This window comes from Thermoanaerobaculum aquaticum (genome assembly GCF_000687145.1).
Lineage (GTDB): Bacteria > Acidobacteriota > Thermoanaerobaculia > Thermoanaerobaculales > Thermoanaerobaculaceae > Thermoanaerobaculum > Thermoanaerobaculum aquaticum.
Window position 1 is genome coordinate 66,094 of record NZ_JMFG01000023.1, and the last position, 17,469, is coordinate 83,562.

The 17,469-nt window shown below is 65.3% G+C and carries 16 protein-coding genes; 8 read left to right on the plus strand and 8 right to left on the minus strand.

Annotated elements, in window-relative coordinates; all coding sequences use genetic code 11:
- Window positions 1-2: 2 nt before the first annotated feature.
- Window positions 3-749 carry a YebC/PmpR family DNA-binding transcriptional regulator gene (locus tag EG19_RS09185; RefSeq protein ID WP_038049869.1) on the minus strand — a complete coding sequence of 249 codons (747 nt, stop codon included), beginning with the start codon at window positions 747-749 and terminating at the stop codon, window positions 3-5.
- 122 nt (window positions 750-871) lie between these two features.
- On the opposite strand from EG19_RS09185, the gene EG19_RS14300 reads away from it, so the two are divergent.
- The 7 genes from EG19_RS14300 to EG19_RS09220 all read left to right on the plus strand — a co-directional run bounded on the left by EG19_RS14300 (window position 872) and on the right by EG19_RS09220 (window position 9,056).
- Window positions 872-3,631, plus strand: coding sequence for a TonB family protein (locus tag EG19_RS14300; protein WP_053335160.1), 2,760 nt, complete (start codon window positions 872-874; stop codon window positions 3,629-3,631).
- Window positions 3,632-3,646: 15 nt separating this feature from the next.
- The gene (locus EG19_RS09195; protein WP_038049870.1) at window positions 3,647-3,871 is read left to right on the plus strand and encodes a hypothetical protein; all 225 of its coding nucleotides are present in this window, start codon (window positions 3,647-3,649) and stop codon (window positions 3,869-3,871) included.
- A 64-nt stretch (window positions 3,872-3,935) separates the two neighbouring features.
- The gene (accD, locus tag EG19_RS09200; RefSeq protein ID WP_038049935.1) at window positions 3,936-4,769 is read left to right on the plus strand and encodes an acetyl-CoA carboxylase, carboxyltransferase subunit beta; all 834 of its coding nucleotides are present in this window, start codon (window positions 3,936-3,938) and stop codon (window positions 4,767-4,769) included.
- Window positions 4,745-6,007, plus strand: a complete 1,263-nt coding sequence (locus EG19_RS09205; protein WP_081800079.1) for a bifunctional folylpolyglutamate synthase/dihydrofolate synthase — start codon at window positions 4,745-4,747, stop codon at window positions 6,005-6,007. The genes accD and EG19_RS09205 overlap by 25 nt, the downstream gene beginning before the upstream one ends.
- Entirely contained in the window at window positions 6,004-7,341 is a 1,338-nt protein-coding gene (dgt, locus tag EG19_RS09210; protein ID WP_038049871.1) for a dGTP triphosphohydrolase, read from the plus strand. Before EG19_RS09205 ends, dgt begins: the two co-directional genes overlap by 4 nt.
- A 13-nt stretch (window positions 7,342-7,354) precedes the next feature.
- Window positions 7,355-7,792: a ribose 5-phosphate isomerase B gene (gene rpiB, locus EG19_RS09215; RefSeq protein WP_038049872.1), complete on the plus strand. Its 438-nt coding sequence runs from the start codon at window positions 7,355-7,357 to the stop codon at window positions 7,790-7,792.
- Complete coding sequence (locus EG19_RS09220) at window positions 7,785-9,056, plus strand: serine hydroxymethyltransferase (protein ID WP_038049873.1); 1,272 nt, start codon at window positions 7,785-7,787, stop codon at window positions 9,054-9,056. Before rpiB ends, EG19_RS09220 begins: the two co-directional genes overlap by 8 nt.
- Here EG19_RS09220 and EG19_RS09225 read toward each other — a convergent pair.
- The gene (locus tag EG19_RS09225; protein ID WP_053335161.1) at window positions 9,022-9,777 is read right to left on the minus strand and encodes a dolichyl-phosphate beta-glucosyltransferase; all 756 of its coding nucleotides are present in this window, start codon (window positions 9,775-9,777) and stop codon (window positions 9,022-9,024) included. The genes EG19_RS09220 and EG19_RS09225 overlap by 35 nt on opposite strands.
- 71 nt (window positions 9,778-9,848) lie before the next feature.
- Here EG19_RS09225 and EG19_RS09230 point away from each other — a divergent pair, with 71 nt between their 5' ends.
- Window positions 9,849-10,052 (plus strand): DUF4177 domain-containing protein, encoded by a 204-nt coding sequence (locus EG19_RS09230; protein ID WP_038049874.1) that lies wholly within the window; start codon window positions 9,849-9,851, stop codon window positions 10,050-10,052.
- On the opposite strand, the gene EG19_RS09235 is transcribed toward EG19_RS09230, so the two are convergent.
- The 6 genes from EG19_RS09235 to lpxC are packed head-to-tail and all read right to left on the minus strand — an operon-like array spanning window position 10,021 to window position 17,398.
- Window positions 10,021-10,497, minus strand: a complete 477-nt coding sequence (locus EG19_RS09235) for a hypothetical protein (RefSeq protein ID WP_152544012.1) — start codon at window positions 10,495-10,497, stop codon at window positions 10,021-10,023. The genes EG19_RS09230 and EG19_RS09235 overlap by 32 nt on opposite strands.
- Window positions 10,494-12,464: a hypothetical protein gene (locus EG19_RS09240; RefSeq protein WP_038049876.1), complete on the minus strand. Its 1,971-nt coding sequence runs from the start codon at window positions 12,462-12,464 to the stop codon at window positions 10,494-10,496. The genes EG19_RS09235 and EG19_RS09240 overlap by 4 nt, the downstream gene beginning before the upstream one ends.
- A gap of 9 nt (window positions 12,465-12,473) precedes the next feature.
- On the minus strand, window positions 12,474-13,829 hold the full coding sequence (locus tag EG19_RS09245; protein ID WP_038049877.1) for a sigma-54-dependent transcriptional regulator: 1,356 nt from the start codon (window positions 13,827-13,829) through the stop codon (window positions 12,474-12,476).
- Window positions 13,826-15,931, minus strand: coding sequence for a sensor histidine kinase (locus tag EG19_RS09250; RefSeq protein ID WP_038049878.1), 2,106 nt, complete (start codon window positions 15,929-15,931; stop codon window positions 13,826-13,828). The genes EG19_RS09245 and EG19_RS09250 overlap by 4 nt, the downstream gene beginning before the upstream one ends.
- Window positions 15,928-16,428 (minus strand): DUF4390 domain-containing protein, encoded by a 501-nt coding sequence (locus EG19_RS09255; RefSeq protein WP_038049879.1) that lies wholly within the window; start codon window positions 16,426-16,428, stop codon window positions 15,928-15,930. Before EG19_RS09255 ends, EG19_RS09250 begins: the two co-directional genes overlap by 4 nt.
- Before the next feature lie 58 nt (window positions 16,429-16,486).
- Window positions 16,487-17,398 carry a UDP-3-O-acyl-N-acetylglucosamine deacetylase gene (gene lpxC, locus EG19_RS09260; protein ID WP_038049880.1) on the minus strand — a complete coding sequence of 304 codons (912 nt, stop codon included), beginning with the start codon at window positions 17,396-17,398 and terminating at the stop codon, window positions 16,487-16,489.
- Window positions 17,399-17,469 lie beyond the last annotated feature (71 nt).

The window sequence follows — 17,469 nt, forward strand, 5'->3', positions numbered from 1 at the left end:
GTTTACTGCGCTTCCAGCAAGCTGGGGTCAATATCGAAGTTGGCCCACACGTTCTGCACGTCGTCGTGGTCCTCGAAGGCCTCCATGAGGCGGATCATTTGCTCGGCCTTCTTGTCTTCCAGACGCACCTGGGTGGTGGGGACCATTTCGATCTTGGCCTGCTCCACGGTGAACCCCTTGGCCTCCAAGGCGCCCTTCACCCGATGGAGCTCGTCAGGAGCGGTGTAGATTTCAAAAAACTCGGGGTCATCGGCGAAAAAGTCCTCAGCCCCTGCTTCCAGAGCCGCTTCCATCACCGCGTCCTCAGAACCCGAGCTCTTGGGCACGAGAAGGTAACCCTGCTTCTTAAAGAGGAACGACACGCACCCGGTTTCCCCCAGGTTGCCGCCGTGCTTGGAGAACAGGTGCCGGATCTCCGCGGTGGTGCGGTTGCGGTTGTCGGTGAGCACTTGCAGCATGACCGCCACCCCGCCGGGGCCGTACCCCTCGTACACCACCTCTTCGTAGGTCACCCCAGGAAGCTCGCCGGTACCCCGCTGGATGGCTTTGGTGATGTTTTCCTGGGGCATGTTGGCGGCCCTAGCCGCCTGGATGGCTGCCCGCAAACGCGGGTTGGCTTCCGGATCACCACCCCCCAAGCGCGCTGCGGTGGTGATTTCCCGAATCAGCTTGGTGAAGAGCTTGCCCCTCTTGGCATCGAGCTTGCTCTTCTTGTGCTTGATCGTGCTCCATTTGTTGTGTCCCGACATTTTAGGCTCCCGGCCTGACATGGCCTTCACCACTATTTTACACACCTCGAGACTTCCCTTGACGGAAGCGTTGCCGGTAAGCGACAATAACCGGCAGCTGGACCGAGAGGTGGGATAGGCCCATGAAACCGACAGTCCTCCTCGTTGACTACGAGCCCCGCAACGCCGCCCGCTATGCGGCCGCCTTGGCTCCCTTGAACGTGGAGTTCCTCTCCGCCACCGACCTGGATGGGGCTATCGCCCACTGCAGCAAGGTGGAGCCTTCGCTGGTGCTGTTAACCTCGGTGTTGCCCCGGGTCAAGGTGGAAGACGCCATTACCCAACTGCGAGCCCGGGCTGGCCTGCGGACCACCCCCTTTGTCGTCCTGATGAGTGGCTACACCGGCAGCGACACCCGCGGGGACGCCCAGCGGTTAGGGGCCCAGGACATTCTCCCCAAGCCCTTTTCCGACCAGCAGCTCCGGGATTGCGTGAAGCAGTGGCTGGAAGCCGGAGCACGGGCCGCCACGGTTTCCGAAAAAACCAAGGTGGAAATCCTTGAGGCCCTGAAACAGCAGGGCGCCGAGGGCGGCGTGGTGACCTCCCAGGAGCTCTTTGGCGATATCCTGAGTGAGGAAGAAGAAGCACCCAGCCCAGCCGATACCCAGCGCATCCGCGTGGAACCCAAAGCCCCGGTGAAGAAACCGGAGGCGCCGGCACCAGCCCCACCCCAGGCCGCACCCGCCGCACCACCCAAACCCCCAACCCCTCCCCGCCAGGTGCCCGCCCCAAAGGGAGCGGTGGAGGACGTGGAGCGGGTGCTGGAAGCCACCATTGCCGATGTCCTCAAGGCCGAAGAGAAAAAGCCCAAGCCCGCGGAGGATACCGGCGCCAAGCGGGTGGACGAGCTGCTCTCGCAAACCCTTTCCGGGCTTGAAGTGCCTCTGAAACCCAAGCCCAAACCGGAAGCCAAGCCTACCCCTCCCCCTCCAGCCGAAGCTCCCGTGGCTCGCCCTGAGCCTCCCAAGCCTGCGGCCGCCCAGCCCACAGCCACCACCGGCACCGCCTTTGGCCAGTACGAGCTCATCGAGCACATTGCCACCGGCGGCATGGCCGAGGTGTACAAGGCGCGCATGAAGGGCCTGGAGGGCTTCCAGAAGATCGTGGCCATCAAGCGCATCCTCCCGCACCTTACCGACAACGACGAGTTCGTCACCATGTTCATTGACGAGGCCAAGCTGGCCGCCCAGCTCCAGCACCCCAACATCATCCACATTTACGACTTGGGCAAGATCGAGCGCTCCTACTACATCGCCATGGAGTACATTGACGGCCTCGATCTGCGCTCCATCCTCAACAAGCTGCAGGCTAAAGGGGAGCGCTTCCCCTTGCCTCTGGCGCTGTACGTGGGGGCGCGGTTAGCCGATGCCCTGGACTACGCGCACCGCAAGCGCGACTTCAAGGGCCAGGCCATGGCCCTGGTGCACCGCGACGTTTCCCCGCAAAACGTGCTGATCTCCTACGAAGGGGAAATCAAGCTCTGTGACTTCGGCATTGCCAAGGCCGCCTCCAAGGCTTCCCATACCCGCGCCGGGGCTCTCAAAGGCAAGCTTCAGTACATGTCCCCGGAACAGGCCTGGGGCAAGGACCTGGACCACCGCTCCGACATCTTCTCCCTGGGCCTGGTGCTTTACGAGATGATCGTGGGGCGCAAGGCCTTTTCCGGGGATTCGGAGCTTTCCATCCTCGAGCAGGTGCGCAGCCCCAAGCTGGTGCCACCCCGGGAGCTGGACCCCAGCATCCCGCCCGAAGTGGAGCAGATCCTCCTCAAGGCGCTTAAGGAAAAGCGCGAGGAGCGCTACCAGTCGGCAGCCGACATGGCCAAGGACCTGGAAGCGGCCATGCGCGCCTTCGAGCCAGCTCCCAGCGCGGCACAGCTGGCGGCTTTCCTCTGCGACCTGGTAGGACGGGAACGTCCGGCGCTGGCCACCGAAGCGGCGGCCACGGTGAAACTACCGGTGAGCGCCCCAACGCCCAAGCCACCGGAACCCCAGCCGGCAGCGCCGCCAAAGCCGGAGCCGGCTCCCGCCCCCGCCCAGCCGGTGACCATCCCCGAGCTGGAGGAAGCAATCCCCCAGCGCCCGAAGCCCTCACCGCTGGTTTGGGCGGTGCCTGCAGTGCTGGTGGTGGTGGTTGGCGGGTATTTCCTCTTAACCCGCAGCAAACCGGCGGAGTCGCCCTTGCCGGCACCCACCCCCGAAGCGCAGCAGGTGGCCCAGGCGGGGATTCCGGAGCCCACGGCGCCACCGGCGTTGCCGGGGCCAGAAGCTGCCGCGCGCCCCGCAGGGCAACCGGCCGCAGCACCGGCGGTTGTCCCCACGGTGGCGGCCCCCGCGACGCGCACGCCCATCCCCACGGCGGCACCGACGCCGGCACCCACCCGGCCGGCGGCACCCACGCCCACTCCGGCTCCTGCGGTAGTCCCGCCGCCGGTGGTGCCACCCGCTGAGGTGGAGCCCACGCCTACCCCCGAACCCACACCCACGCCGAGACCCACACCTACCCCCGCTCCCGTGGTGGCCCAAGCTCCGGCGCCGGCGGTGAAAGAGGGAGACCTGGTGGATGTCCCGGACGTTTGGCCCGAGCCCATCCTCATGCCCAAACCCAACTACCCGCCGCTGGCCGCCCGCCAGCGCCAGGGGGGTACGGTGATTTTGAGCGTGCTGGTGGACGAAAATGGTGTGGTGCGGGATGTGAAAGTGCTGCGCGGCATCAAACCCGACTTAGGGCTGGATGCTGCCGCGGTGGCGGCTGTGAGGAACTGGCGATACAAACCGGCAACCAAGGATGGGGTGAAGGTGAAAACCTGGTTTACCCAACCCATACCGTTCAAGCCCCAATAGGAGGGAGGAACAAACATGGCGGTACTGACCGAACAACAGCGCAAGTTTTACGAGGAAACCCTGAAAGTGACCAAGCAGGAGATCCAGGACCTGGAGAACCAAATCCAGGAAGAGCTGCAGCGGGTCAAGCAGCGCATCGCCGAGCTCCAAGCCGCGCAGAAGGCCGCGCGCCAAATGTACGATGCGGCTTGCCAGCGGCTGGGGATCCCCAACGACCTGGAGGAGAGTCCCTCCGCCTAAGCCTTGAGGATGGGCCCTCCGGCACTGAGGGCCCCACCGCTCAAGCTCGAGGCCACCACCGATGATGGTTTGGTTTCGCCGAACCAGCCGGGAGGAGCGTCCCCCCAGTCGCGTACCCGAAGGGCTTTGGGTCAAGTGCGAGGGGTGTCGGGAGATCCTTTACCGAAAGGAGCTGGAGCGCTCGCTGTTTGTTTGCCCCCGCTGCGGCCATCACCACAGGATCTCGGCTCGCACCAGGCTCGCCCAGCTTTTTGACAACGGCGAGTGGAAAGAGCTCTTCGGCAACGTGTACTCCACCGACCCCTTGGAGTTCGTGGACTCCAAGCCCTACAGCGAAAGGCTCAAAGCCCTGCGGGAAAAGGGGCTCAAGCACGACGCCATGCTCATTGGCGTGGGCAAGATGGGGGGCCGCAGGGTCATCGTTGGCGCCATGGAGTACGCCTTCATGGGGGGCTCCATGGGCTCGGCCATGGGGGAAAAGCTCACCCGCGCCATTGAACGCTGCCTGAAAACCCGCACGCCGCTGGTGACGGTTGCCTGCTCCGGCGGCGCGCGCATGCAGGAAGGCGTGCTTTCCCTCATGCAGCTGGCCAAGATTTCCGCAGCGCTTGCCAAGCTCCACCAGGCACGCATCCCGTTCATTTCCGTGCTCACCGACCCCACCACCGGCGGCGTTACCGCCTCCTTCGCCATGCTGGGGGACATCAACATCGGTGAGCCGGGAGCGCTCATTGGCTTTGCCGGGCCGCGGGTCATCGAGCAGACCATCCGGCAAAAGCTGCCCGAGGGCTTCCAGCGGGCGGAGTTCTTGCTGGAGCACGGGATGCTGGACATGGTGGTCCCCCGGGGGGAGCTGAAGGAGACGCTGATCCGGTGTCTCGCCCACCTCTCGCCCTAGAGCTTGACCGGCTCTTGGCCCATCGCTTCGAAGCCCGGGTGGTGCCCGGTCTTGAGCGCATTGCCGGGGTTTTAGCGGAGCTGGGCCACCCGGAACATAGCTTTCCCTCGGTGCTGGTGCTGGGCACCAACGGCAAGGGGTCCACCGCGGCGTTTTTAGCTTCTATCCTGCAAAGCATGGGGTTGCGGGTGGGGCTCTACACCTCCCCCCACCTGGTGCGGGTGGAGGAGCGCATCCGCATTGGCGGTACCCCGCTGCCTCCGGAAGAGCTCCTGGTTTGGGTTCAGAGGCTTTCCCGGTTTCCTGAGCTTTCCTACTTCGAAACCCTCACCGCCGCTGCCTTTGCGGCCTTTGCCGAAAACCACGTGGACATTGCCGTCATGGAAGCCGGCCTGGGAGGCCGCTGGGATGCCACCAACGCCAAGGCCCACGAGGTGGCGCTGCTCACCAACGTGGGCACCGACCATCAGGACTGGCTGGGACCCACCCGCGCCCACATTGCCGCCGAAAAGGCCGCTGCCCTGCGGGGGCGGGAAGCCATCCTGGGTGAGTGGGACCCAAGCCTTGCGGAGGTGATCCGCACCCACGCTGGCCCGCAGACCCGCATTTCCCGGGCGTCCCAGTGGGTCACGGTGGAACCTCTCCCCACGGCCCAACCCTCCCTCTTCTCCACCGTTCGCGCCCACGCGTTCGGCGAAGAGTGGCAGCTGCAGCTTCCCTTGGCAGGCCGCTTTCAAGTGCACAACTACCGCCTGGCCCTGGCCGGGCTTGGGGCGCTGGACCAGCTGCAGCTGGTTCCCCGCCCCAGCCGCGACGCCCTGATTGCCGGCACGCTTGCCACCCGCTGGCCGGGAAGGCTCGAGGAAATTCGCTGGCAGGGGCGCCGGTTCTTGCTGGACGGGGCTCACAACCTGGAAGCCATGACGGCGTTAACCCAGGCGCTTGCTGCCGCCGGTCTGGCCGGGAAGCTCGACCTTGTCTTTTCCTGCTTGTCCGACAAGCCCCTGGCCGCCATGGCCGAGCTTTTGCGGCCGCTGGTGGGAGAGGTGCAGGTGACACCGCTCCCTTCCCCCCGGGCCCGGGACCTTGAGGAGCTCGCCCGCGCGTTCCCCGGCTGCCGGGTGGCGGCCAGTGTGGCCGAAGCGCTGGAAGCTGCCGCACCCCACCGCCTTACCCTGGTCACCGGCTCCCTGCGCCTGGTGGGGGAAGCCCTGAGCTTCCTTCGGGGGCAGGCATGACCACCGTGAGCTTACGCCTGCGATCGGTCCTCGAAGCCCAGGAAGAAACGCTTCTGGCCCCTTACGCTACGCTTTCCCGGGACGCCACCCGTCGGCACCCTCTCGATGCCACCAACCCCGAAGAGGACTTTCGCACCCAGTTTGCCCGGGACCGCGACCGCATCCTCCACGCCCGGGCCTTCCGCCGGCTCAAGCACAAAACCCAGGTGTACGTGCCGCACACCGCCGACCACCCCCGCACCCGGCTCACCCACACCCTGGAGGTGGCCCAGCTGGCGCGTACCATGGCCCGCGCCTTAGGGCTCAACGAGGACCTCACGGAAGCCATTGCCCTGGGGCACGACCTGGGCCACACCCCCTTTGGCCACTCGGGGGAAAAGGTGCTGGCCCGCATCCTGGCCGGGAAGGAGCCCTCCTGCCCGCTGCCCGCCAGCGTGGTTGGCGAGGTAGGTACCTTCAAGCACAACTACCACTCCCTGCGGGTGGTGGACCTTTTGGAGCAACGCTACCCCACACCCGGCTTAAACCTCACCGACCCCGTGCGGGAGGGCATCCTGAAGCACACCTCCTGGAACCCGGACCTGCCCTTCCCCCTCCCCGACCGGGAAGGGTTGCGGTTGCACCAGCCCTGCCATTTGGAAGGCCAGGTGGTGGCCCTCGCCGACGAAATTGCCCAGCAGACCCATGATCTGGAGGACGGCCTGGCCAACGAGGCGGTAAGCCTTTCCGCGGTGGAGCCGCTGGGCTTGGTGGCTCAAGCCATCGAGATTCTGGGGGACCGCTACCGGCAGGAGCGCTCGGCCTTCCGGAGGGCGGCGGCCCTCCAGCGCACCCTCATCCACCTTTTGGTCACCGATGCGGTACGCCACACCGCCCGGCAGCTCGGGGAGCTGGCTGCCACTTTCGGCTTGGGCGACCGCGCTTCCTGGCAGCGCTTTTGGGCCGCAAGTCCCCGGGAGCTGGTGGCCTTTTCGCCCCACATGCAGCCGCTCTTTGCCGAGCTCAAGGCCTTCATTTACCAGTTCATCATCAACCACCAGGAGGTGAACCTCCAGGACCACCGCGCACAGCTGGTGCTCACCGGCCTTTTCCGCGCCTACTACAGCAACCCCCTGACCCTTCCGCCCTACGTATTGCTGCGATTTTCCGAGGTTTCCGGCCGGCCCTACCTGCGGGATTTGCCCCACGGCCAGGCTCAGGAGGAAGTGACCACCCACTACCACCCCGACCCCCGCTTTGTGCGCATCCTGGTGGACCATTTGGCCGGCATGTCTGACCGCTTTGCCCTCTCGGAGTTTGAAAAGTTGTACCATCCCACCGTCGGCTCCTGGTGAGCCGGGACTTGCGATGAAGATCTTCATTGCCTCGGATCACGCCGGGTTTGCCCTGAAAAGGGCCATCCTCGAGCACCTGCGGGCCGCCGGCCGGGAGGTGGAGGACCTGGGCACCCATTCGGAAGAATCGGTGGATTACCCGGACTTTGCCCATACCCTGGCCGCCAGGGTGGCCCGCGAAGCGGAAGCCCGTGGCATCCTCATTTGCGCCACCGGCATCGGCATGAGCATGGCCGCCAACCGCCACCCCGGCGTGCGCGCCGCCCTTTGCCACGACGCCTACACCGCGGAAATGGCCCGCCGGCACAACAACGCCAACGTGCTTTGCATGGGCGGCAAGGTCACCGGCGAGGCGGTGGCCAAGCAAATGGTGGACATCTTTCTCGCCACCCCTTTTGATGGCGGTCGTCACGCCCGCCGGGTGGCCAAACTGGAGGCCAAGGATGAGTGAAAGGGAGCGCTTTTTCTCGTTCCTGGAAGAAACCGTTCGCCAAACCGACCCGGAAATTGCCGAGGCCCTGCAAAAAGAAAGGGGCCGACAAAACCACGGGCTGGAGCTCATCGCTTCGGAAAACTTCGTCTCCCCCGCGGTGCTGGCCGCCATGGGCTCGGTGATGACCAACAAGTACGCCGAAGGCTACCCGGCCAAGCGCTACTACGGTGGCTGTGAGTTCGTGGATGTGGCGGAGGAGCTGGCCCGGGAGCGCGCCAAGAAGCTGTTCGGCTGCGATCACGTGAACGTGCAGCCGCACTCCGGGGCGCAGGCCAACATGGCGGTGTACCTGGCGGTGCTGCAACCTCAGGACGTATTTTTCGGCATGGACTTAACCCACGGCGGCCACCTCACCCACGGCCACCCCTTGAACTTTTCCGGCAAAACCTTCACCGTGGTGCCCTACGGTGTCAGGCGGGACACGGAAACCATTGACTACGACCTGCTTCGGGACTTGGCCAGGAAGCACAGGCCCCGCCTCATCGTGTGCGGGGCTTCTGCCTACCCCCGCATCATTGACTTTGCCCTCATTGCCGACATTGCCCACGAGGTGGGGGCCTACGTCATGGCCGACATTGCCCATATTGCCGGCATGGTGGCCACCGGGTTTCACCCCTCGCCGGTTCCCCACTGCGAGTTCGTCACCACCACCACCCACAAGACCCTCCGTGGGCCCCGGGGCGGCATGGTGATGTGCAAGGCGGAGTTTGCGGAAGCGCTGGATAAAGCGGTGTTTCCCGGGGTGCAGGGCGGGCCGCTGATGCACGTCATTGCCGCCAAAGCGGTGGCCTTTGCCGAGGCGCTAAAGCCAGAGTTCAAGGCGTACATTGCCCGGGTCCTGGAAAACGCCAAGGTTCTGTGCCAGGAGCTGCAAAACCTGGGTTGGCGTATGGTTTCCGGTGGCACCGACAACCACCTCATGCTTCTGGATTTGGGGCCCGACGGCATTTCCGGCAAGAAGGCCGAAGAACGGCTGCAGCGGGCGGGTATCACCGTGAACAAGAACACCGTGCCCTTTGACACCCGCAAGCCCTACATTGCCTCGGGCATCCGCCTGGGAACCCCGGCGGTCACCACCCGGGGCATGGGCCCGGAGGAAATGAAGCTCATTGCCCGTCTCATTGACCGGGTGCTGCGCAGCGAGGATGAAGCGGTATGGGCGGCGGTTCGCAGTGAGGTGGAAGCGCTTACCCGCGCTTTTCCCCTTTACGGCAAGCTTTAGGCCCTTCTCGCCAAAGCTTCAAGCGCAAGCGAAGGGCGTCGGCCAGCATGGCCAGCCCATCACGGAGGGGCTTAACCCGGGAGGCCTCCACGTGGGCCCAGCGCACCGGCACCTCCACCACCGCAAAGCCCCTCCTCTGGGCACGGGTTAGAAGCTCCACGTCGTAAATGAAGCCGTCGAAGGTAAGCTCGGCACTGAGCTCCCGGGCCAACGCTCCGGGGAGCAGCTTGAAGCCGCACTGCGTATCCCGTAGCTGGGTCAACCCCAAAAGCCGCAAGGCCACGTTAAAAGCCCGGCCCAGGCGGTCCCGAAGGAAAGGCTGCTTTTTGAAAATAAGCCGCCGGTCCACCGCCCGCGAGCCACAGGCCACCGCGTTAGCGTAGGGCAAAAGCTTTTCCAGCTCCTCGATGGGTGTCGCCAAATCCGCATCGGTGATGAGCACCAGCTCCCCGGAAGCCAAAGCCAAACCCGCGCGTACCGCCGCACCCTTGCCGCGATTTTGGGGAAGCGAATGCAGCACCAGCGAAAGCCCCGGCGGCGGCTGCCAAGCGGAAGCTACCGCCGCTGTGGCATCGGTGGAGCCGTCGTTCACCACCACCACTTCCGCCGGCAGCAGCTCCGCCTTGGCGGTGAGATAAGCAGCAATCCGCTCCAGGGTTTGCGGCAGGCGCCCGGCTTCGTTAAAGGCCGGAATCACCACGGAAAGACGGGGAGAGTGCATCGCAATCAAGAAAACGTGGTATAGTACCCGGCGAACCGTGAGCCGGAAACTGGGAGCGCAGGGGAGGAGGTATGGAGCGCAGCAAATGGGAGTACAAGGTCCTTAACATTCAGTCCCGAAACTACCAACTGCCCATCTCCTACGAGGACGAAATGAACCGCTTGGGTGCGGAGGGGTGGGAACTGGTGGGTATTGCCGCCATTAACTTTAAAACCGGAGCCACCGATCACATTAGCCTCGTTTTTAAGCGCCGGCGGGATGGCTCTCAAGGGTAAGGGCCGATCCGGCGAGCTTTTCGAGCCCCCGGGAGCCTCGCCCACCCAGCAGCAGGGGAAGGCCCAAAAGGGGGGCTGCCAGCAGCACCAAAAACCACAGGAAAACGGCCTTTTTTAGCTTCAGGGGCTTTTCAAACCGCACCCCTACCAGCTGCATCCCTACCGTCCTGTGAAAAAACCACAGGCACGCCACCTCCACCCATCCCGCTAAAAGCCCCAGGCTCACCACCAAAACCCCTGCCACTTCCAGCCCAGACCAGGAAAGCTGAAAGCGGCTGGCCCCGGCAGCTACCGCAAAGAGCATCACCGCCGCAAGACCCAAATCCCCGAGCAACGCCAAAAACAACCGTAAAAAACCGGCGGGTCGTGGCGCTTCAACCTTGGGCGCAGGCGCCGTACCCCAGGCCAGCTCCACGTCGAAAGGCAACCGCGGCGAGGACATCACGGTAGCTCGCGGAAGCTCAGCGAGTTCACGAAGATCTTGTAGCGCGGGTCCACCGAGCGGGAAAGGTAGGCGCGGGCCAGCTCGTGAAGCCTTCCCACCTCGGGGTCGTTGGTCTCCTTAGCGAGCTCCCCCAGCACCTTGGCCGCATCGGCCACCTGGAAACCCCGCAGCAGCTCCAGAGACCAGTTGTAGCGGGCCACCTGCCAGGCTTGCCGTAACTCCCCATCCTGGGGATGGGCTTCCACCATGGTGGCCAGCGCACGGGAAGCCACCTCCCAGCTGCCCTTTTCCCAGGCATCCGCTAACGCCGGAAGGCCAGGATCGTAAGCCGCCACCTGTCCCAGGAGCTGGCGCACCCCCTCGTCGTGAGGGGCCTTTTTGGCCGCTGCCCGCAACACCAAAGCGGCCTTGAGGTACCTCCCCTCGCCCAGGGCCTGTTTGGCGGGAGCGAGGTCCACCGTGGGGGGAGGAGGCGCCTGGACCTTGAGTTTTTTCTGGTACTCCAGGATCCGCTGCTGCACCTGGTTGGCTTCCGGGCCCTCCAGGTTGAGGGTTTGCAAAAGCTTGATGGCGTCCTGCAGCTGCCCCTGCTGGGCCAGCCTTTCCGCCTCTTGCAGGGTGTCTTCCACCGAAGGCCCGGATTGAAACACCCGGCCCCCCAGAACCAAACCCAAAACCACCAGCACTACCACCGCCACTCCCACACCCACCATCACCGGCAAAGGCAAAGCCAGGCGCCGGGCCTTCACCGCTGGCCGTACAGGGCGCGGCACCGCTCTTTCTTCCAGCGGCACCTCGCTCACTGCCGCGCTTTCCCCGGAGACGATCTCCTGCGGCACAAAATCGTCGCGGAAGAGGTCCTCCTCCACCGCCGGCAGCTCCGCCCGCAGAGGAGGCGGCGCCGAGGGCGTTTCCAGGCGCGCCAAGAGGTCGTTGGCGTCCACGTGCTGGGGTTGCAGGGAAAGCACCTCCTGCAAAAGCTCCCTGGCCTCCTCCAGCCGCCCCCCCTCAAACGCCTCCAGGGCTTCGGCGTACTTCATTTCCGCCAGACGGTCCAGCTCCTCCCGGCGCCGACGGGCCTGCTCAATGCGACGCTCGGCTTCCTGGTTGTGGGGATCAATGAGGTAAATGCGGGTCCACACGTCCACGGCCTGGGCGTAGTCCCCGCGGTCAAAGGCCTCCTGGCCTTCGGCCAACAAGGCCGCCACCTTTTCTTCCGGGCTTTCCGGCACTGCCGGCTCAGCGCTAAAGGTGGGCACCTCACCCACGGCATCAAAGCTGAAGCCGGAAGTGGTCTTTTGCGCTGCGCTTTCCCAGGGAGCTTCCAGCTCCACGCGATCGGCGGGGGAAGGGGGTGGTGTGGGCGGCGAGGGGGGCGGCGTGAAGGTTTCAAACTCCACCATGGCCGCTTCCCCAGGCGTTTGTGAAGCCATGAGGCCTTCCAGCTCCGCCAGCTCCGGGTGATCCGGGGCAATTCCCCGCACCAGCGCCAGAAAGCCCTTAGCCTCCTCCACCAGCCCCGCAGCCAGCGCTTGGCGAGCCCGGGCCAACTGGGTGGCCACCTCGCTCTGGGCCTTCTGGGCCGTCTGCGCTTGCTGGAGCAGCGAGCGGGCTTCCTGGTGCCCGGGGAGCTCCCGCAGCACCCCTTGGGCAAGCTCCGCCGCGCGAGAGAAGTTCCTCTCGGCCAGGGCCTGGCGGGCTTGGGAGAGCAACCCCTCCACTTGGCTGCCGGCCTCGCCGGCCAGGTCACCCAAAAGCGAGGCCAAATCCACAGGTAAACCTTGAATGATGGCGCTTTCCAGCCGCTGGGCCGGTCGGAAAGCGGGGTCCACCTCCAGAATCGAGTGGAGCACCGTTTGGCACTCGTCCCGGTGGCCGTCCTGGTAAAGGCGCACGGCCTCGCGGAAAGCCGCCAGGATCCGCTGCTGCACCTTCGGGTCCTTATCGGGAGAGCCTGGGTAGGACATCGCTTGATGCTAACTTTCTCCTGTCCCGCCGTCAACCTTAATCCCCAAAGCCTTGACCTTCCGGTAAAGGTGGGAGCGTTCCAGGCCCAAAACCCGCGCCGCTTGCGACATGTTCTGGTCGCAGGCCCGCAGCACCCGGGCAATGTACTCCCGCTCAAAGGCCTCCCGGGCTTGCTTCAAGGGCAGCGGACGGCCGGGCCAAAAGACCTCGGTCTCCGCCAGCTTCATGGGCAAATCGGCGGGCGTTACTTCGTCCCCGGGGACCATGATCAAGAGCCGCTCCACCAAATTGCGGAGCTCCCGCACGTTCCCCGGCCAGGGATAGGCCAGGAGGGCCTCCATGGCTTCGGGCGTGACCTTCTTGGGCTTGACCCCCATGCGCTTGCCCAGCTTGGCCATGAAGGTCTCCACCAGAAGCGGGATGTCCTCCCGCCGTTCGGCCAGGGACGGCACGCGAATGGGGATCACGTTTAAGCGGAAGTAAAGGTCTTGTCGGAAGCGGCCAGCGGCAATTTCCGCTTCCAGGTCCTTGTTGGTGGCGGCAATGACCCGCACATCCACCCGGATTTCCGTGGCGCCCCCCAGGCGGGTAAAGCGCGATTCCTGGAGCACCCGCAGCACCTTGGCCTGGGTGAGAAGGCTCATGTCGCCCACCTCGTCCAACAGCAAGGTGCCGCCGTCCGCCAGCTCGAACTTCCCGCGTTTGGCCTCTACCGCGCCGGTAAAAGCCCCCTTGGTGTGGCCAAAAAGCTCGGACTCGATGAGCTCCGCAGGGATCGCCGCGCAGTTCAAGGCCACAAAAGGCCCCGCCGCCCGCCGGGAGTGCCGGTGGAGGAGGCGGGCCACCACCTCCTTCCCCGAGCCGTTGGGACCGGTGATGAGCACCCGGGAGTCGGTGGGCGCAGCCAGAAGAATCTGCCGGCGCAGCTCCACGATGGCCGGGGAAACGCCGGTGAGCTCAACGTCCTCTTCCTCCTCCTGCAACCGTTCCGCTAGCTGCGCACGCTCCAGGACGTTGTTGACGGTGACCAGCACCCGCTCCAGGCCCAGGGGCTTTTCCAGAAAGTCCGCAGCCCCTTCCCTCACCGCCTGCGCCGCTTGCTCCACCGTGGCGTGACCGGAAATCATCACCACCGGCAGCCTCTTGCCCCCTACCTTGAGCTGGCGGAGCACTTCCAGCCCGTCCATCCCGGGAAGCTTGATATCCAGCATCACCAAATCGAAGACCTCCCGGGACACCGCGGCCAGTGCTTCTTCGCCGGAAGCCACGGTGGTCACGGAAAAGCCCTCATCGGCCAGAATTTGGCTTAAAAGCTCGCGAATGCCGGGCTCATCGTCCACCACCAAAATCGCCGCCCTTCTCACGGCTCACCCCCGGGGATGCGCACCACCGCGCGCACCCCCCCACCCTCCCGGGGCTCCAAGCGCACCGTGCCGCCATGGTCGGTCACGATGCGCAACACCACCGCCAGCCCCACCCCGGAGCCCCGACCCTTGGAGGAAAAGAACGGCTGGAACAAGAGCTCTGGGTCCTCCACCGGCAACCCCGGCCCGCGGTCCAGCACCTCCAGAACCATCTCCTCCCCTTCCCAAAAGGCCCGCACCACCACCTCCCCCGGTGGGGTGGATGCCTCCAGGGCGTTGTCCAGGAGGTTCACCACCACCTGCCGGAAGAGGTCGCGGTCCAGCCACACCCGGCGCTGGGCAAGGGATGCCTCCAGCTTCACCTCCACGCCCGGCTTGACCCCCTGGTAAAGACGCACCACCTGCTGGAGGAACTCCTCCCCATCCACCGGCCGACGCTGCACCGGCGGCAGCTTGGCGTAGCGGGAAAAAGCGTCCAAAAGCTCCTGCATGGAGCGCACGTGGTCCACGATGGCACGGCAGCCGGCCGGGATCACCTCCCCCAGGTCATTGCGGTTCTGGGCAAAATGGCGGGCAATCCGCTCGGCCGCCAGACGAATGGGGGTGAGGGGGTTCTTGATTTGATGGGCAATTTGCCTGGCCACCTCGCTCCAAGCCGCTTGCCGCTGGGCCCGCAGCAGCTGGGTGATGTCCTCCAAAGCCACCACCCAACCGGAAACCTCCGGCCCTCGCCCCAAAGCCACCACCGTCACCTCCAGGTGCTTGGGGGCCCCTCCGGGGTAGAGGGTCAAGGAGCTGCGGTAGCCGGAAGCGGCGGAGCTTATGACCTCCACCAGCCGCCCCAGGCCATGGTCGGCGAGCTTTGCCAGCGGAACGCTTCCCTCACACAGGGCCGGCAAGCCCAGCATGGCCGCCGCCGCGGGGTTCCCGCGCACCGCGCTTCTCTCCCGATCCAGCCACAGGATGCCGGCGCGAATGGCCCCCAGCACCGCATCCAAACGGGCCACGGTGGCCCGCAGCTCCTGCTCCTGGGCCCTGAGCCGGCGCACCATGGAGTTGAAGGAAGCCACCAGCAGCGCCACCTCGTCTTCCCCCGGTACCGGCACCTCGGCCAGCTCCGCCCCCTCAGCCACCGCTGCGGTGGTGGCTGCCAAAGCCATCAAAGGCTCGGTAAAGGAGCGGGAAAGGTAAAGCCCCGTCCATACCGCGGCAAAGACCACCACGAGGGCGATGCCGCCAAAGGAAAGCACCAAGGTGGCGGTAATGGCCGGCCGTTGCAGCTTGAGCGCCTGGTACGAGGCAGCCGCCTGCGCCAGCCGCGCCTGGGCGGCGGTAACGTCCTCGCGCCAGACCTCCCCGCAAACCACTACGGCCCCGTCGCCCAGCGGCACCCACGCCCGCACCACCAAAACCCGGGACACCCGGTCCACCCGGGTGCCGGCATGGCTCAGCTCGGAAGCCGTCAGGGAGGGCAACCGCAACGCCGCCGTGCGCATGGGCTCCAAAAGCTCCACCACCGGACCGTTTTCCCCAAACAAAGCCGAAAGGTGGTTTTTCCCGGAAAAGTGCAGCCGCTCCAGCTCGGCCGCCCGCCGTCGCGGCTCCACCGCCGAAAGGTGTGCGGCCATGGCTTGGGCGCACCGCAAGCTCCGCTCTTCGCTTTCCCGCCGCACCCCTTCCGCCAGAGAAGCGCCCGCCTGCACCACCGCTTCCACCGGCGCCGAAAACCAGGAGGAAGCCAGGTGGGAGAAAAGCGATGTGGCTAAAAGCGAGATCAACACCGCCGGCACCAGGATCAACAGCAGGTAGGAGACCAAAAGCTTCATGCGAAAGCGGGAGCCAATGATCCCCAGCCGTCGCTCCACGAAAAGCTTGAAAACGGAGCGCAGGAGCACGAAAAGCACCACCACCATGAGGGTGAGGTCGAAGAGCGTGAGCAGGAACACCAAAAGGCGGTTGGTGAGCTCTTCGGCAGGGACCTCCCGCAGCCGGGCAATGAGGGCGTACAGCGCGGCCCCCAGGGCCACAAGCACCAGGTACACACCCAAGAGAAAACGGCCCTGCCGCCGGAGGCGCAGCCAGGAGCGGCGCCAGGACCTCATGGCGCCTCCGGAACGGCCCGGGTCACCCAGTCGGTGCCTTCGGTCACCGGTATCACCAGAAGCTTGTACTTGGTGAGAAACTCAGCGCGCACCAAAAGCCACAGCGGCTCGTGATGGAGGGGGATGGGCAGCTCCACGGTGGGTGGGCGGGAAACCCACTGCAGAGCCTGTTCGAGCTTGGCGGTTTGGGAGGAGGCCAGCACCTCCCCATCCAGCTCCGCCTGCAGGGAAATCACCGCGCTTACCGGGTCCTTTTGTGCCCGCACCACCAGCTCGTGACTGGCCAGCCGCTGGTCCCAAAGGAAGCGGCGGTTGCGGAAGATCTTCATCCGGTAGGTCACTGCCACCGGTGCCCCTCCCGCTAAGCCCTCCACCCACTCCTGGGGGATGGGCTTTTGCACCGTCACCTGCACCAACAGCCTCCCCGGCGCCGGCGTGAGGTTCACCTCCAGCTCCGGTGCGGCTGTGGCTGCCAGGAGCACGAGCAGGCCTACCATGGTGTGGCAAAACTACCACAGGCGAACGGAAAAGGCGATGGCTAAACGCTGGGAACCGCTAACCGGCCACTGCCTGGGCCGCCGGCTCCATGGCGAAGGGGTGCACGGAAAGCGGGGTCACCCGTTCCGGCTCGAAGAGCTCCCACGCTTCCGGCTGGGACAACAGCTCGCGCACCGCCGCCACGTGCAGGGCGTGGCCGGCTTTGTGCGCTACCACGTGGGCGCGCAGGGGGTACTCCAAAAGCGCCAAGTCCCCAATGAGGTCCAAAACCTTATGGCGCACAAACTCGTCCCGGAAGCGCAGGCGGCCGGAAAGCACACGGTGCTCATCCACGATCACGCAGTTGGAGAGGCTCCCCCCTCGCCCCAGCCCCCGGTCGCGAAGGGCCTTCACATCCGAAAGGAAACCAAAGGTGCGGGCTGGAGCAATAGCCGTTGCGTAGCGCTCCGGGGAAACGGTAAAGGTCAAGCGCTGATCGCCCACCACCGGCGCCTTGTAGCGCACCCGGTAATCCACCGAAAAGGTTTCGGACGGGTGCAGCTCCACAAAGCGGTCGCCGTCCTCCACCCGCACGGTCTTCAGCAAACGCACTTCCGGGAAGGAGCTGGACTGCTCCATGACCCCCGCGCGCTTGATCATCTGTACGAAGGGCAACGCCGAACCGTCCAAAACCGGCACTTCCGGCCCGGAGATATCCACAAACACGTTGGTGATGCCCAAAGCGTAGAGGGCCGACATCAGGTGCTCAATGGTGCCCACCTCGGCACCGCGGACGCCAATGGTGGTGGCAAAGGAAAAATCGCGGGCGTGCTCAGCGCGGGCGGGGATGGCCACCCCTAAATCGGTGCGCACAAAAACCACCCCCGTACCCACAGGAGCAGGGCGCAGCCGGATCTTCACGTTTGCACCGCTGTGAATCCCTACCCCTTCCGTTTCCACCGCACGCGCCAGCGTCCGCTGCCAAGCCATACCCGCCTCCCGGACCTCGGCCTTGCGAGATCCGTGCCAGCTCTGCGGCGGCTTGTGGGAGGCTGGGCTGT